Below are 16009 nucleotides of genomic sequence, written 5' to 3'. Positions count from 1 at the left end.
GTAATGAACGGATGTTAACAGCAGCTAAGAAGGGATGTGTCCGGCTCCGTTCGAGGCCACGGGCCGCTGGAGGCCACGGGTGGGGCGCACACGGCGGAGCCCGGGCGGGAGGGCCAGGTGAGCGGGGGACGGGCGCGGAGGAACCGGGCGCGGGCGGCCCCCCGGGATGAAGGAAGCCTTAACAGGATCCTCAAAAACGGGTGGCGACCGTCCCCGCGGCGCGGTCGTGCAGCCCCCGGGTGTCGCGGTCGTAGATGACGGCGGGGATGACCAGGCACAGCAGCAGGGTGCGGACGGTCATGGACACGAACCACGGCCAGGAGCGCTCACCGGTCGCGGTGATCCCCACCCCGACCAGGCGGCGGCCGACGGTGGTGCCGAACAGCGTGAGCAGCACGATGCTGAGCGCGGCGTACACGACCAGGGCCGTGTTGCTGATCAGCGGTCCGACCTCCGCCTGCGCGACGCCCCCGGAACCGATCAGCCCCGTACCGTAGGCGGCCAGGGCCAGCAGCATCGCCAGGGTCCAGTCCAGTGCCAGTCCGGCGAGGCGGCGGCCGACACCGGGCACCGAGCCGGGGCCGCTCTCCGGCAGGCCCAGGCGGTTGCCCCGGTAGCGGAAGCCGTCCTCGGGCGCGGCCGCGCCGCTGCGCCTCTCGTCGCTCATACCCTTCACGGTATCGCCAGGGCGCACGCGTCCGCGCCCGTCCCGGCGCCGGAGGGGGCGCGGCCGACGCACGCGCCGGAGTGGTTCCGGTCACGGTGGAACCCCGAAAGACGCCCTGTTTCCTCCCCTTGCGTGGTGGAATCACCTGTTAACGCGGGTTGGTCTGCGAAAACGACGGGCTCCGTAACATGCAGGAAACAATCGAGACATGGCGTGGAAACCACCCGCTCCTAGCTTCGATGACGAAGCCGGGAGGCGGCGTGTGCTCCGAGGCGTCCGCGACGGAGCGGATCGGAGCCGGTCGCCTCAGCCACCTGCACGGAGGTTCGTTTTGTTCAGCAGCGTCGACGAGGTGCTCGCCTATATCCGAGACGAGGACGTCAAGTTCCTCGACGTCCGGTTCACGGACCTGTTCGGAGGCGTGAACCACGTCACCCTCCCGACCGAGAACGTCGACGAGTCGACGTTCACCGATGGCCAGATGTTCGACGGTTCCTCGATCCGCGGCTTCCAGGCCATCCACGAGTCCGACATGCTGCTGCTCCCCGACCTGAGCACCGGTGTGCTGGACCCGTTCCGCAAGCACAAGACGCTGAACATGACGTTCTTCGTGCACGACCCGCTCACGCTGGAGTCCTACAGCCGGGACCCGCGCAACGTCGCCCGCAAGGCCGAGGCCTACCTCCGCGGCTCGGGTGTCGCCGACACCGCCTTCTTCGGTCCCGAGGCCGAGTTCTACGTCTTCGACGACGTCAAGTTCGAGACCCGGGCCAACACCGGCTTCTACGAGATCGACTCCATCGAGGGCGCCTGGAACACCGGCTCCTCCATCGAGGGCGGCAACCGCGGCTACCGTCCGCGCTACAAGGGCGGCTACTTCCCGGTCGAGCCGGTCGACCACTACAGCGACCTGCGCTCCGACATGGTCCGTGCCCTGATCGACTCCGGTCTGGAGGTCGAGCTCCAGCACCACGAGGTCGGCACCGCCGGCCAGGCCGAGATCGGCATCAAGTTCGGCACGCTGCTCCAGCAGGCCGACCGCGTGCAGCTGTACAAGTACATCGTCAAGAACGTCGCCAACGAGGCGGGCAAGACGGCCACGTTCATGCCCAAGCCGCTGTTCGGTGACAACGGCTCCGGCATGCACTGCCACCAGAGCCTGTGGAAGGACGGCGCGCCGCTGTTCTTCGACGAGTCCGGCTACGGCCAGCTCTCCGACATGGCCCGCTACTACATCGGCGGTCTGCTCAAGCACGCCTCGGCCCTGCTCGCCTTCACCAACCCGACGGTGAACTCCTACCACCGCCTGGTTCCGGGCTACGAGGCCCCGATCAACCTGGTGTACAGCCAGCGCAACCGCTCGGCCTGCATCCGCCTTCCGCTCACCGGGTCGAACCCGAAGGCCAAGCGCATCGAGTTCCGCGTGCCGGACCCGTCGGCCAACCCGTACCTGGCCTTCTCGGCGATGCTCATGGCGGGCATCGACGGCATCAAGAACAAGATCGAGCCGCCGGAGCCGGTCGACAAGGACCTCTACGAGCTGCCCCCGGCCGAGGCGCAGGCCATCAAGACCGTGCCCGCGTCGCTGGACGAGGCCCTGGAGGCCCTGGAGGCCGACCACGAGTTCCTGCTCGAGGGCGGTGTCTTCACCAAGGACCTGCTGGAGACCTACATCGACTTCAAGCGCACGGAGGAGATCGACTCCCTGCGGCTGCGCCCGCACCCGCGTGAGTTCGAGCTCTACTACGACATCTAGGTCGTCGGGAAGCTCCCAGGGGTGACGCCCCCCGCTCACCCCGTCCTCGGGGCCGGTATCCGCTCGGATACCGGCCCCGACCCGGTTCCGGGGCCTGCCCGGCTACCGTTGACGCGTGGCAAGGGACGGAAAGACCAACATGACAGCAGGCGCGCTGGCCAGGCGCGGCTTCAGTGACAGCACCCGGGCCCTGCGACTGGTCGAGGAGGCCGGCCTCGACCCCCGGGCCGACACCGACGTCATCGACTCCCTCGCGGAGGCGCCGGATCCCGACCAGGCGCTGCTCGGCCTGATCCGGGTCCTGGAGGCCGACCAGCACCCGGACGAGGTCCTGGCGGTCCTGCGCGAGGACTCCGACCTCCGGTCCCGGTTGTGCGCGGTCCTGGGCACCAGCACCGCGCTCACCGACCACCTGGTCCGCCATCCGGGCGACTGGCGGGAGCTGCGCGGCGCGGACGCCGCCCGCTCCCCCGACCCCGAGGAGCTGCGCCGGGGACTGCTGCACACCGTGGGCGCCGACCCCGACTCGGCCGCGCCGACCGCGGCCGTGTTCGACGGGGGGTCCCCCGACAGCCTGCGACACACCCTGCGCGTCGCCTACCGCAGGCGGGTCCTGCGCCTGGCCGGGCGGGACCTGACCGGGGTGTGCGGTGTCGAGGAGGTCGCCGCCGAGTTGGCCGACCTGGCCGCCGCCGTCCTCGACGCGGCGCTGGCCGTGGCGCGCGCCGAGCACCCCGAGGACGCCGCCCGGTGCCGCCTGGCCGTGATCGGGATGGGCAAGTGCGGCGGCCGCGAGCTGAACTACGTCAGCGACGTCGACGTGGTGTTCGTGGCCGAGCCCGCCGAGGTCGCCGAGGGCGACGAGCCCGTGGACGAGCAGGCCGCGATGCGTTCGGCCACCCGCCTGGCCACCGCCATGATGCGCATCCCGTCGGAGACCGACGCCGAGGGCGCGCTGTGGGAGGTGGACCCGGCGCTGCGGCCGGAGGGGAGGAACGGGCCCCTGGTCCGCCCGCTGGCCAGCCATCTGGCCTACTACGAGCGCTGGGCCAAGACATGGGAGTTCCAGGCGCTGCTGAAGGCCCGGCCGATCGCGGGCGACGCCGGGCTGGGCGCGGCCTACCAGACGGCGATATCGCCGATGGTCTGGGAGGCGGCGGGCCGTCCGGACTTCGTGGAGGACGTGCAGGCGATGCGCCGCCGGGTGGTGGCGCACATCCCGGTCGGCCAGGCCGAGCGGGAGCTCAAACTGGGACCGGGCGGACTGCGCGACATCGAGTTCTCGGTCCAGCTGCTCCAACTGGTGCACGGACGCACGGACGAGCGGCTGCGTTCGGGGAACACCCTGGACGCGCTCGCCGCCCTGTCCGAGCACGGGTACGTGGGCCGCAGGGACGCGGCGGGCCTGACCGACGCCTACCGGTTCCTGCGCGGTGTGGAGCACCTGCTGCAGCTGGAGCGGCTGCGTCGCACGCACATGATGCCCGACCCGACCAGCCCCGACGGACCGGGGCAGCTGCGGCGGCTCGGGCGGGCGCTGGGGTACACGGCGGATTCGGTGCGGGAGCTGACCGAGGCGCGGCGCAGGGTGTCGGCCGAGGTGCGGCGGCTGCACGAGAAGCTGTTCTACCGTCCGCTGCTCAACGCCGTGGCGCGGCTGCCGGAGGAGGAGGCACGGCTCTCGCCGGACCAGGCGCGGGCGCGGCTGGAGGCTCTGGGGTTCGCCGACCCGGGCGGGGCACTGCGGCACCTGGAGTCGCTGACCTCGGGGGTGTCGCGGCGGGCGGCGATCCAGCGGACACTGCTGCCGGTGATGCTCGGATGGTTCTCCGACGCTCCGGACCCTGACGCGGGGCTGCTGGGCTTCCGCCAGGTCAGCGACGCGCTGGGCACGACCCCGTGGTACCTGCGGCTGCTGCGCGACGACGTGCGGGTGGCCGAGCGGATGGCCCGGCTGCTGGGCACCAGCCGCTACGTCACCGACCTGCTGCTCCGTGCCCCCGACGCGGTCGCGTCGCTGGCCGACGACGCCGACCTGGTGCGCCGTGAGCCGAAGGTGCTGGCCGGGGAGGCCCAGGCCGCGCTGCGGCGCTACGACTGGTCCGAGGAGTCGGTGTCGGCGGTGCGCGCGCTGCGCCGCCGCGAGCTGCTGCGGACGGCCGCCGCGGACCTGTTGGAGGTGTCGTCGGTGGAGGAGGTCGGCGCGGCCCTGACCGACATCGCGGCCGTCACCGTCGAGGCGGCGTTGAAGGTGGCGTGCAACCGGGTGGTCGCCGCGTCCGGGGACGAGCCGCTCACGCGGGTGTGCGTGGTCGCGATGGGCCGGTTCGGCGGTGGTGAGCTGACCTATGCCAGCGACGCCGACGTGATGTACGTGCACGACCCCCTGTCCGGGGTGGACACGGGGGCGGCGACGCGCCAGGCGCTGGCGATCGTTCGCGAGTTGGCCCGTCTGCTGGAGATGCCCGCCGCCGAGCCGCCGCTGAAGGTCGACACCGACCTGCGTCCGGAGGGCCGGAGCGGGCCGGTGGTGCGCACGCTGGAGTCCTACGCCGCGTACTACGGGCGCTGGTCCCAGGTGTGGGAGAGCCAGGCGCTGCTGCGGGCGCGGCCGATCGCGGGCGACCCGGAGCTGCGCGCGGCGTTCACGGCGCTGATCGACCCCGTACGTTACCCGCAGGGCGGCATCGACCCCGCCGCGGTCCTGGAGATCCGCAAGCTCAAGGCGCGGATGGAGGCCGAGCGGCTGCCGCGTGGCGCCGACCCGACCCTGCACACGAAGCTGGGCAGGGGCGGGCTGTCGGACGTGGAGTGGGTGGCCCAGCTCGTGCAGCTGCGCCACGCCCACGAGTTCCCGGACCTGCGGACCACGGGGACGCTGAGGGCGCTGGAGGTGGCCGTGGCGCACGGTTTCCTGGCGGCCGACGACGGGGCCGAGCTGGAGCGGGCATGGCGGCTGGCGTCGCGGGTGCGCGGCATGGTCATGCTGGTGCGCGGGCGCGGCGGTGACTCGCTGCCGACCGACCTGCGGGTGCGGGCGGCCCTGGCGGAGGCGATGGGGTTCCGCAGCGGGGAGGAGACGGAGGACGGCGAGGAGGCGTCGGAGGGGCCGGCGGAGCAGCTGACGGAGACCTACCTGCGCACCACCCGGAGGGCGCGGTCGGTGATGGAGCGGGTCTTCTACGACGACTGAGGGCCGTGGAACGGGGCACCCCCGCGCGAGGGCGCGGGGGTGCCGGTCGAGGCGGGGACGGTGACCGCGGCGCGGCCGCGAGCGGTCAGCGCCAGTACTCGGTGAAGACCTGCGTGCAGCCGCCTGCGCTGTCGTCACCGGTGGCGAGGCGGTTGCCGCCGGTCTCCCACTCGACGTTCCCCGCACCGTCGATCTTCACGTACTTGTACTCGAACTCGGTGCCGACCGGCAGACCGGTGGCGCCGTTCCACCAGGGGTAGGCGGACGCGTCGGTGCTCAGCCGCACGCCGCCCGCGGGGTCCCAGGAGCCCAGTTCGGGGATGGAGCCCACCAGGTACACCTCCTGCCCGAAGTAGGTCTGGGCCCGGAGGTGGAACTCGGCCGCGACGGTGGTGCAGTCGCCGCCGTCACCTCCGCCGTCGCCGCCGCACTGCTCGGGGTCGTCGCACACACCGCCGACGTGCAGCGCGACGGCGCCGTTCCCGGGGACGGACACGGTGACCCGGCCGTCGGAGACGGTGAACGCGCCGTCGCCCGCCGCGTTCTCGTAGGTGCCGTCGGGCAGGCCGGTGTCCGTGGTCAGGTTCCAGGTTCCCCCGTCGGCGTTGAAGGCGGCGAACCCGCGTGAGCCGCGGTCGAAGGCCAGACGGGAGTCTCCGTCGGTGGCCCGCTGGACGACGGCGGTGTCACCCGTGGCGTTGCGGAAGGCGACCATCCCGGCGACGGCGGGGTCCCGGTGCTCGCAGATCCAGTCGGAGCTGGAGCAGTCGGCGTCCTCGGTGATCCAGCCCGCCGGGTTGCCCTCGACCTCTCCGACGCTGGGCGGCCCCTGGGCCTCGTCGTGGAAGTCGTAGCTCGACATCACCTTCGGGTGCCCGTAGGGGTGGGCCAGCATGAACGCGGTGGCCAGGTAGTAGCGGTCGCCGTCCTTGTGGGTGAGGGTGGGCGCCGAGCGCTGGGTGTCGTGGTTGTCGACGAACACCGTGGCCTGGTCGTCGGAGAGGCCGCCGTAGTCGGGCAGGCTCGCCAGGCCGGAGATGGTGCCGTCGGCGAACTTGGCGGAGATGTCGCGCTGGTAGTCGAAGTTGGTGGCGCGGCCGCCGTCGAAGGTGTACTGGGTGTAGGGGATCGTCGCGTCGCCGTAGACCTCGTAGTAGACGTCCGGCTTCCCCCCGAACCCGGGCACGTCGTTCAGGTTGGCGAAGATGTCCTGGACGTGGGCCTCGGGGACGTGCTTGGCGGCGTCCACACGAAAGCCCGCCACGCCCATGTCCACCAGGCCGTTGAGGTACCGCCGGATGTTCCCGCGGACCCCGGGGTCGGCCGTGTCGAGGTCGGACAGCTCCAGGAGCTGGCAGTTCTGCACCTCCCACTTGTCGCCCCAGTCGGAGATGGTGTCGTAGCAGGGTTCGAAGTCGCCGTACCCGTAGGCGGCGGACCCGTCGCCGAAGAGGTCGGGGTAGTCGTAGTACTCCCAGTCGGTGCCCGCGCTTCCGGCGCCGGAGCCGGGGCCCGTCATGTGGTTGACGACGGCGTCGACGTAGATCCTGACCCCGTTGTCGCGGCAGGTGTCGACCATCGTCTGGAACTCCTCGGCGGTGCCGCGCCGAGTGTTGTCGATCCGGTAGGAGACCGGCTGGTAGTCCTGCCACCAGGGGTACTCGGCCCCCTCCGCCGAGGGGATGACCACGTGCTCCTGGGGCGGGGAGACCTGAACCCCGCCGTAGCCGTGGGGGCCGAGGAAGTCCTCGCACTCGGCGGCGACGGAGTCCCAGGTCCACTCGAAGAGGTGGACGATCGTCTCACCGTTGGCCTGGGCCGCGGCGGTCGCCTCCATGGGCGCGTCGGTCCGGGCCGGCGCGGGCGTCGACGCGAGGGCGGGTGCCGTCGACAGCGGGGGTGCGGCCAGTCCTCCGGCGAGGACGAGGGCCGCCAGGGCCCCGCCGAGTCGGTGTCGTTTCGGGCTCATGCGCGCTCCTTGGGGGGGATTCCACGACAGGGCGGCGCTGCCCTGTCGTCGCACTCTTGCACTATCTGCAAGAGTTTGCGTGGAGGTGATGAACGTAACAGACCCTCGGGCGCTTGTGAACGGGGGGTTCCCGCCGCGTTTCCATCATCACACAGAGCGATAAATCCGGCTTTCAACTGCAAGAACGCGGCGAATGACAGGCGGGGTGCGACGAGTTCGCTGCGGGTGAGGCGCCCTTGACCTGCGAGTCAACCAACGAGAAAAGACCGCAAGAAGACAGAAAAACAACGCAAGAAACCTGAAAAGCACAAGAAAAGCCGGTGGCGGCGGGGTGCGGGACCCCGCCGCCACCGGCGGTCGCGCGGACCGGCGACCGCGGAGGTCGCCCCGGGCCTCCTACCAGAACACCGCGACGCCGATGTTGACGACCGCGAGGACACCGGCGGCGGTGGCCAGCCGGTTCGAGGGCTTGCGGAGGTTGAGGACCCCCAGAACCACCACGGTCAGGGCGACCACCAGCTTGACGCCCACCTTGACGTGGTTCATCTCCGGGTCGCCGGCCATCTCGGCCACACCGACGAGGGCCAGTCCGGTGACGAGCTGGAGGAGGGAGCTGTGCAGCAGCACCTTCGCCGACTTGGCGTTGCCGGTGATCACCTGCATGAGGAAGCCCGCCACGATGCCGGCCAGGCCGATCATGTGCAGGAAGACGAGCGCGGAGTAGAAGATGTCCATGGCGCCAGACTACTACGACGTGTAGTTTTCACGTGCTTTTTCATGACACACCGACGTAACGATACTCCGGATGTCCGCAGGCACCGCGCGCCCCTCCCCTCAGGGGCTCGACGCCCCGCGCGCACGCCAGAGCAGCCAGACCAGCGCCAGGCCGAGCACCGCCCCGGCCACCCGCACGGAACCGGCGCCCACGAACGCGTCCACTCTGGACATCACGGTCGGCTCGCCCACCACCAGTGTGTCGCTCGCGCACGACGTCGGGTCGGCGTCGCGGTCGACCAGCAGGCACGCCGTACTCCTCAGGCGGTCCCCCGCGACGGCCCCCGCGGGCACCCGGACCCGCAGCGTGAACCCGGCCTCCTCCCCGCGGGGCACGTCGACCCGCCAGTTCACGACGCCCCCTTCGAGAAACCCGCCGCCCGTCTCCACGATCGCCAGCTCCTCAGGCACGTGTTGGGCGAGCAGGGCGCCCTCCACGGGGGTTTCCCCGCCGTTGGCCACGGTCGCGCGGAACACCGCCTCCTCCCCCGGCACGGGGGTGCGGTCCTCGGCGGCCAGCACCAGGCCGACCGTCGCCGAAGGGGAGGCCGCGGCGGGCTCGCCCCCCGCACCCGCGGCCTCCCCTTCGGCCCGCCCCGGCACCGCCCCCGCCGCCCCCGCCGCTCCCGTGACCGCCGACACCGCGACCACCGTGGCCCACCGGATTCCCCACGCGGCCCGCCTCATGGCCTCTCCCCTCGGTCTCACACTCCCCGTCGGCACAAGACAACTACGAGCCACCCGTCGGGCGCAGGGGGTGACACACCCGTACGGCGACCTGTGTCGCCGTCCTCGTTCTTAGCCGTTCCGGCCGGGGTCTTAGGCACCGCTGAGCGGTCCGTCCCCGATGAGGCGGCCAAGACTGGGATTCCTCCCCATGCGCACGGCCGGGTCTTAGAACGATCGTTGGTTGCGGACGGCGGGACACGGGGTTCCGCCGCGACGGGGAGGACCACCGTGTTCCACAACGAACTCATGACCGCGCACGCACAGGCCATGACCAAGGAACGGCTGCGCGAGGTCGAACACCTGCGCGCCGCCCGTCAGGCCCGTGCCGAGGAACGGGCCAGACGCCGGGAGGAACGTGACCGGGCACGTCCCGCGAACGGGGGGAGGCGTCGGGGCCGCTTCGGCCGGGCGGCGTGAGCTCCGACCGGCCGGGACGGACAACGGCCGGAGCCCGCGGCCCGGCGGGCAACCGGTGTGCCTGGCCCGTCCCCGGTACCGGGCACGCCGATCCGCGCGGCCCCGTTTCGGGGGCGGGGACCCCGCGCCAAACGCGGTGTCCCCGCGTGCACTGAGCACCCGACGAACCGACCACCGTGTCCGGGCGGGAAGGAGAACACCGTGTCCGCGTTCGGGGGCGACACCGTGTCCGGCTCCGGTACGGGCACGGCGGGAGAGGCCGGGCAGGACGTTCACCCCCTGCTGGGCATAATGGGCGACATGTCCAACCAGGCCGGAACCAGTCCCGTCGTCATCGGAAGGGACCGGCAGCTCCGGTTCCTGGCGGAACACGCCGAGCGGTCGTGGTCGGAGTCGTCGGGAACCGTGCTCGTCGGCGGGGACGCCGGGGTGGGCAAGACACGTCTGGTCGCCGAGTTCGCGCGCAACCGCCCCTCCGCAAGCGTCTTCGTCGGCGGCTGCCTCCAACTGGGCGTGGACGGCCTCGCCTACGCGCCCTTCACCGCGCTTCTGCGCCAGTTCCTCCGCGAACACGGCCGGACCATCGTCGAGGAGTCGTTCCCGGGCGGTGCCGGTGAGCTGTCCCGGCTCCTGCCCGAGCTCGGCGATCCGCCGGAGGGTCGGCAGGAGGCGCGCGGCATCCTCTTCGAGCAGGTGCTGCGCCTGGTCCAACGGGTCGCCGGGGAACGCGGGACCACACTGGTGCTGGAGGACCTGCACTGGGCCGACGGCGCCACCCGGGACCTTCTGGTGTACCTCGTCCGCAACCTCGACCTCCCGGGCGTACAGATCATCGCCACCTACCGGTCGGACGACCTGCACCGCACGCACCCCCTGCGCCGACTCCTACCGGAGCTGGAACGGCTGCCCGAGGTCACCCGCCTGGAGCTGGCCCCGCTCACCAGGGATGAGGTGGCCGCGCAGGTGACCGCCATCACCGGGACCGCGCTGACCTCCACACGCCTGGACCACCTGTACGAACGCAGCGACGGCATCCCGCTCTTCGTCGAGGCGCTGGCCGCCTCCGGCGCGGAGCCCGCGTTCGGCGGCTCCGACACCGTGCCCGACCACTTCCGTGAACTCCTGCTGGCCGCCCTGCACGGACTGGACGGGACGGCGGTCGCGGTGCTGCGCGTGGCCTCGGTCGGCGCGGTCTCCGGGGAGATCGGCCACCCTACCCTGGTCCGCGCCTGCGGCCTCGCGGAGACCGAGGTCGAGGACGCCCTGCACAGTCTGGTCGACGCCAACCTGCTCCGGGTGCACGGGACCGGCTACCGGTTCCGGCACGCCCTCCTGCGGGAGGCGGTGCACGACGGTCTGCTGCCCGGCCAGCGCGCACGGCTCCACCTGCGCTTCGCCCAGCTCATCGACGCCCACCCCGAGTCGGTCCCCGCCGACCGCCGCGCCGCCGAACAGGCCCACCACTACCAGGCCGCGCACGACCTGCCCCGGGCACTCCAGGCCGCGTGGTCGGCCGCCGAACGGGCCGGGGAGTCCCTCGCCCACGCGGAACAGCTCACGATGCTGGAACGTGTCCTGGGCCTGTGGGACCAGGTTCCCGACGCGGCCCGGCGCGCCGGGGGCCGCTGCCGGGAGGAGGTCCTCTCGTCCGCGGCCCTGACCGCGCTGGCCGCCGGTCGGCCGCGCCGGGCGTGGGAGCTGTGCGAGGAGGCCCTGGCCGCCCTGCCCGGATCGGACGACGACCACATCCGGATGGTCCGCGCGGTCCTGCTCCGCTGCCGCGGCCAGGCCCGGACCCACTGCGTGGACCGGGGGGCGGTCGAGGACCTCGCGGAGGCCCTGCGCATCCACCCGCCGCACATGCCCGGGTACGGCGTGATGCTGTCCATCCTGGCCCGGGAGACCATGTTCCGGCCGCAGGAGCAGCTGCATCTGGGGGTCTCCTCCGCGGAGCTGGCCCAACGGGCGCTCGACGTGGCCGAGCGGACCGGCGACCGCTCCGCCGAAGCGGGTGCGCTGGTGACCCTGGGTTCCGTCCGGATGAGCCGGGACGACGTGCGGGAGGGACGGGCGGTCATCGAACGGTCCATCCGGGTCTCCCGGGAGATCGGCGACACCGCCATGGAGGCGCGCGGCGTCAACAACCTCGCCCACTTCCTCCGGGAGCAGGGAGAGCACCGGGAGGGGCTCGAACTCCTGGACGGGCTGCTCAGCGAGCACCGTGCCTGGGGGCGCAGCGGTGTGCACAGCAGCTTCATACACCAGAACCGCGCCGAGATCCACTTCGAGCTCGGGCACCTCGACAGCACCCGCCTCATCGTGGACGAGGCCCTGCACCGCAGCGCCTCACCCATGCACCGGGTGTTCCTCCTGGTGCCCCGGAACCGCGCGGCGATCGCCCAGGGCGACCTCGCCTCCGCACGCTCCGGATCGGCGCACGACGACCTGGCGGCGGCCCGGTCGGGCATCGGCCGGGTGGACCGGGCTGCGGTACTGAGCATGGAACGCCTGGACCAGGCCCAGCAGTCGGTCACCGCCTGGCTCGACCTGCTCCTGGCCGAGGGCGACGACGCGACCGCGCTGGACTACTCCGCCCAGGTCCTCGACCGGTTGCCGCTGGCCTACTCACCCGGCTACGGGTGGACGGTGCTGGATCTCATGGCGGAGGCGGCCCGGCGACGCGGCGGCGACGCGGACCACCCCGTCCGGGCCCGCCTGGAGGACGTGGTGGCCGGCATGCCCGTGTACGGGCCGGTGCAGAACGCCGCCCGGTCGACCGTCCGCGCCCGGTTGGCCGAGGCGTCCGGGACCCCCGGGCGGGTCCTGGAGTCGTGGGGCGAGGCGGTCGCCGGGTGGGAGCGCACACCCTTGGTGCTCCACCTGGCCGGGTCCCGGCTGGAGGCGGCGCGGGCCGCCCTGGCGGCTGGCGACGGGTCCACCGCCCGTACCTGGGTGGGACAGGCGCACTCGGCGGCCGTCGAGTGCGGCGCGGAGCCGCTGGCACGGTCCGCCGTCGGACTCGCGCACCGGACCGGGGCTCCGCTGGACGGGTACGCGGCACCACCCACCGCCCCGGCCGGACTCACCGCCCGGGAGACCGAGGTGCTCGGGCTGCTCGCCGTGGGCGGCACCAACGCCGAGATCGCGCGTGAGCTGTCCATCACACCCAAGACCGCGAGTGTGCACGTGTCCAACATCCTCGCCAAGCTCGGCGCGGCCAACCGCACCGCCGCCGGGGCGCGCGCCCGCGAACTCGGCCTGGTCTGATCCCGTTCGCGCGGCGGTCGGGGCCGTGCGGGTGCCGTGGCGGCGGGGCTGACGCGGCCCCGGGGAACCAGGCACCGGCGGTCACCGTCACCGGGGATGCCCGGAACGGGGCCCGACCCGGATGTCCCCCCGTGAGCGACTCTCGTGCGCTGGAAGGACAGCGGGATCGGGCCTGTGGACAACTCCGACCAACAGGGAGTCCGACGGCATAATGAGTGCTATGCCCCTTCTCGTAGAGACCAGCGCCACGTTCGTCGGCCGGGAGGACCACCTCCGCTTCCTCCGAGAGCACGCCAGGCGAGCCCACGAGGAGGCGCCTGGCGTGGTCCTGATCGGTGGTGACGCCGGAGTGGGCAAGAGCCGCCTGGTCAGCGAGTTCGTCGCCACCCGTCCGGGGGGAACGGTCCTGGTCGGCGGCTGCCTCCAACTGGGCGTCGACGGTCTGGCCTACGCGCCGTTCACGGCGGTGCTGCGCCAGTTCCTCCGCGAACGCGGACGCGCGGTGTTCGAGGCGGCCGCCCCCGGCGGGGTCGGCGAGTTCTCGCGGCTGCTGCCGGAGCTGGGCGAGGTCCCGGCGGAGCGGCGGGAGAACCGGGGCATCCTCTTCGAGCAGATCCTGCGGCTGCTGACCCGGGCGGCGCAGGACGGCGGCGTCACCGTGGTCCTGGAGGACCTGCACTGGTCCGACGGCGCCACCCGCGACCTGCTCGTCTTCCTGGTCCGCAACCTGGACCAGCCCGGAATCCAGCTGGTCGTCACCTACCGGTCCGACGACCTGCACCGCACGCACCCGCTGCGGCGGCTCCTGCCCGAGCTCGAACGGGTTCCCGGTGTGCACCGGCTCCAACTGGAACCGCTGAACCGGGACGAGGTCGGCCGCCAGGCCGCGGGAATCCGCGGCGCGGAGCTCACCCCGGGCGAACTCGACGACCTCTACCGCCGCACCGACGGCTTCCCGCTCTTCGTCGAGAGCCTGGCCAGCGCGGACGGCCGCTCCCCCGGTGACCGGCTCGGCGTCCCGGACCACTTCCGCGACCTGCTCCTGGAACCGCTGTACCGGCTCGACGACACCGCCCTGTCGGTTCTGCGGGTCGCGTCGGTGGGCGCGGTCTCCGGCGACGTCGGGCACGAGATGCTCCACCACGCCGCCGAGCTGTCCGAACGCGAACTGGAGACCGCGCTGCACGCGCTGGTCGACGCCAACCTGCTCCGGGTGCACGGGACCGGCTACCGGTTCCGGCACGCCCTGCTGCGCGACGCCGTCCACGGCGAACTGCTGCCCGGCCCGCACGCCCGGCTCCACCTGCGCTTCGCCCAGCTCATCGACGCCCACCCCGAGTCGGTCCCCGCCGACCGCCGCGCCGCCGAACAGGCCCACCACTTCATGGCCGCCCAGGAGCTGCCGCGTGCGCTCCAGGCGGCGTGGTGGGCGGCGGTCCGGGCCGGGGAGGCCCTCGCCGACAGCGAGGAGCTGTCCATGCTGGAGCGCGTCCTGAGCCTGTGGGCACGCGTACCGGACGCCCAGGAGCGGGTCCAGGGCCACACCTGGGCCGAGGTCGTGAGCCTGGCCGCGGGGGCCGCCCTGGGCGCGGACCGCCACGCCCGGGCCCGGGAACTGACCGACGAGGCGCTGGCCGTCCTGCCGCACGATGACGACGACCACACCCGTATGGTCCGGGCCGTGCTCCTGCGCCGACGCGGCCAGTCGCGTGCCCACGACTCCGACGGCGGCGGCATTCTCGACCTGGCCCGCGCACTGGAACTGCACCCTCCGCACATGCCGGGGTACGGACTTCTCCTGTCGATCCTGGCCCGGGAGAGTCTGCTCTACCGGGTCGACCTCGAACCGGGTCCGGACCAGCGCCAGCTGTCCGACCTGGCCGACGCCGGACTGACCGCGGAGGAACTGGCCAGGTCGGCCCTGCGGATCGCCGATCGCCCGGGGTCGTCCGAAGGCACGTGCGCCGCCATCGACGCCCGGATCACCCTGGGCGGGCTCCTGATGTCCCACGGGGACGCCGAGCGGGGACAGCCGATGATAGAGGAGGGCATCCGCCGGGCCGCGGCCGTCGCCGACCCCTCCCTGGAGGCCCGCGGTACGGGCAACCTCGGCCACTTCCTGCGTGAGCTCGGTCGGCACCGCGAGGGCCTGGCGGTGCTGGAGGAGTCGCTCGCCCGGCACGCCGCGCTCGGGTGGGCGTCGGTGCACAGCGCGTTCAACAACCAGAACCGGGCCGAGATCCACTTCGAGCTCGGTGATCTGGCCCGGGCCCGCGAGATCGTCGGCACCACCCGCTACGGCCACCTCTCCGCCAAGTACCTCTGGTACATCCAGCCCGTGGAGGCCAGGACGGCCGCCGCCATGGGGGACGTGGCCGCGGCCCGGGAGGCGGCCAGGCCGCAGGACCGGAACCGCGTCCTGGCCACCCAGCGGATGAACGTGATCCAGCTGTCGGCGTTGGCCCACCTGGAGACGGACCTGGTGGAGGGGGCGGTGGACCAGGCCCTCGAACTCTCCGAACGGGTGCTGGGGAAGGTGGCCCTGGCGGCCGGCCCGGGGTACTCGTGGCCGTTGGTGGAGGTGATGGCCGAGGCCGCGCAGCTCGGACTGGGTCCGGGGTGGTCCCCGGAGACCGCCGAACGGGCCGGGCGGGTGCGCGCGCTGGCGGGCGAGGTCGCGGCCGCCATGTCGGTCACCGGTCCGGCACAGGAGGCCTACGCCGCCTCGTGCACGGCCCGCTTCGCGGTGATCGACGGGGCCGGCCCGCTGGAGGCGCTGGCGGCGTGGCGGGCCGCCGTGACGGCCTGGGAGGGCACCCAGATGCGGCTGTACCTGGCCCGGGCCCGGGTGAACGCGGCCGAGGCGGCCGTCCGGGCCGGTGACCGCGCCTGGGCCGTGGAGCGGGTGCGCGAGGCGCACGCCGTGGCCGTCGAGTGCGGAGCCCGGCCGCTCGCACGCGCCGCCGCCGACCTGGTGCGCAGGGTGGGCGCGTCCCTGTCGGAGGGCGGGGCGCCGCCCGCCGCTCCGGCCGGGCTGACCGCACGGGAGACGGAGGTGGCCCGGATGCTGGCGGTGGGGAGCACCAACGCGCAGATCGCGAAGGCGCTGTTCATCACCCCCAAGACCGCGAGCGTCCACGTGTCCAACATCCTGGGCAAGCTGGGGGTGGCCAACCGGGCCGCGGCCGGGGCGCGCGCCCGCGAGCTCGGCCTGGTCTGAACGGCCCGTCGTCGGCC

At 72.8% G+C, this 16009-nt stretch carries 9 protein-coding genes; 5 read left to right on the top strand and 4 right to left on the bottom strand.

Annotated elements, in window-relative coordinates; genetic code table 11:
* Nucleotides 1-190: 190 nt before the first annotated feature.
* Nucleotides 191-667 (bottom strand): RDD family protein, encoded by a 477-nt coding sequence (locus ACTVAJ_RS07985; protein WP_470387425.1) that lies wholly within the window; start codon nucleotides 665-667, stop codon nucleotides 191-193.
* A gap of 331 nt (nucleotides 668-998) precedes the next feature.
* Between ACTVAJ_RS07985 and glnA the strand changes: the two genes are divergently transcribed.
* Together glnA and ACTVAJ_RS07975 are read left to right on the top strand one after the other, a co-directional pair.
* Nucleotides 999-2423 carry a type I glutamate--ammonia ligase gene (gene glnA, locus ACTVAJ_RS07980; protein ID WP_470387424.1) on the top strand — a complete coding sequence of 475 codons (1425 nt, stop codon included), beginning with the start codon at nucleotides 999-1001 and terminating at the stop codon, nucleotides 2421-2423.
* A gap of 139 nt (nucleotides 2424-2562) precedes the next feature.
* Nucleotides 2563-5616, top strand: coding sequence for a bifunctional [glutamine synthetase] adenylyltransferase/[glutamine synthetase]-adenylyl-L-tyrosine phosphorylase (locus ACTVAJ_RS07975; RefSeq protein WP_470387456.1), 3054 nt, complete (start codon nucleotides 2563-2565; stop codon nucleotides 5614-5616).
* 85 nt (nucleotides 5617-5701) lie between these two features.
* On the opposite strand, the gene ACTVAJ_RS07970 is transcribed toward ACTVAJ_RS07975, so the two are convergent.
* From ACTVAJ_RS07970 to ACTVAJ_RS07960, 3 genes are all read right to left on the bottom strand, one after another.
* Entirely contained in the window at nucleotides 5702-7585 is a 1884-nt protein-coding gene (locus ACTVAJ_RS07970) for a carbohydrate-binding module family 20 domain-containing protein (protein WP_470387423.1), read from the bottom strand.
* A 396-nt stretch (nucleotides 7586-7981) separates the two neighbouring features.
* Complete coding sequence (locus tag ACTVAJ_RS07965; protein WP_470387422.1) at nucleotides 7982-8320, bottom strand: hypothetical protein; 339 nt, start codon at nucleotides 8318-8320, stop codon at nucleotides 7982-7984.
* A 99-nt stretch (nucleotides 8321-8419) separates the two neighbouring features.
* Entirely contained in the window at nucleotides 8420-9046 is a 627-nt protein-coding gene (locus ACTVAJ_RS07960) for a hypothetical protein (protein ID WP_470387421.1), read from the bottom strand.
* Between the two features lie 270 nt (nucleotides 9047-9316).
* On the opposite strand from ACTVAJ_RS07960, the gene ACTVAJ_RS07955 reads away from it, so the two are divergent.
* The 3 genes from ACTVAJ_RS07955 (at nucleotide 9317) to ACTVAJ_RS07945 (ending at nucleotide 15992) form a co-directional block, all read left to right on the top strand.
* Nucleotides 9317-9505, top strand: coding sequence for a hypothetical protein (locus ACTVAJ_RS07955; protein WP_470387420.1), 189 nt, complete (start codon nucleotides 9317-9319; stop codon nucleotides 9503-9505).
* Between the two features lie 201 nt (nucleotides 9506-9706).
* Entirely contained in the window at nucleotides 9707-12772 is a 3066-nt protein-coding gene (locus ACTVAJ_RS07950; protein ID WP_470387419.1) for an ATP-binding protein, read from the top strand.
* Between the two features lie 211 nt (nucleotides 12773-12983).
* A complete protein-coding gene (locus tag ACTVAJ_RS07945) occupies nucleotides 12984-15992 on the top strand; it encodes a helix-turn-helix transcriptional regulator (protein WP_470387418.1) in 3009 nt (1002 codons plus the stop codon).
* Nucleotides 15993-16009 lie beyond the last annotated feature (17 nt).

This window comes from Nocardiopsis sp. KDC1DS13DA1, assembly GCF_055632325.1.
This window is presented reverse-complemented; position numbering and strand designations above follow the sequence as displayed.

What these genes read in the sequence shown, in the direction of transcription:
- ACTVAJ_RS07985 (WP_470387425.1), bottom strand. Translation starts at nt 667, where the DNA reads ATGAGCGACGAGAGGCGCAGCGGCGCGGCCGCGCCCGAGGACGGCTTC.
- ACTVAJ_RS07975 (WP_470387456.1), top strand. Translation starts at nt 2,563, where the DNA reads ATGACAGCAGGCGCGCTGGCCAGGCGCGGCTTCAGTGACAGCACCCGG.
- ACTVAJ_RS07970 (WP_470387423.1), bottom strand. Translation starts at nt 7,585, where the DNA reads ATGAGCCCGAAACGACACCGACTCGGCGGGGCCCTGGCGGCCCTCGTC.
- ACTVAJ_RS07965 (WP_470387422.1), bottom strand. Translation starts at nt 8,320, where the DNA reads ATGGACATCTTCTACTCCGCGCTCGTCTTCCTGCACATGATCGGCCTG.
- ACTVAJ_RS07960 (WP_470387421.1), bottom strand. Translation starts at nt 9,046, where the DNA reads ATGAGGCGGGCCGCGTGGGGAATCCGGTGGGCCACGGTGGTCGCGGTG.
- ACTVAJ_RS07945 (WP_470387418.1), top strand. Translation starts at nt 12,984, where the DNA reads ATGAGTGCTATGCCCCTTCTCGTAGAGACCAGCGCCACGTTCGTCGGC.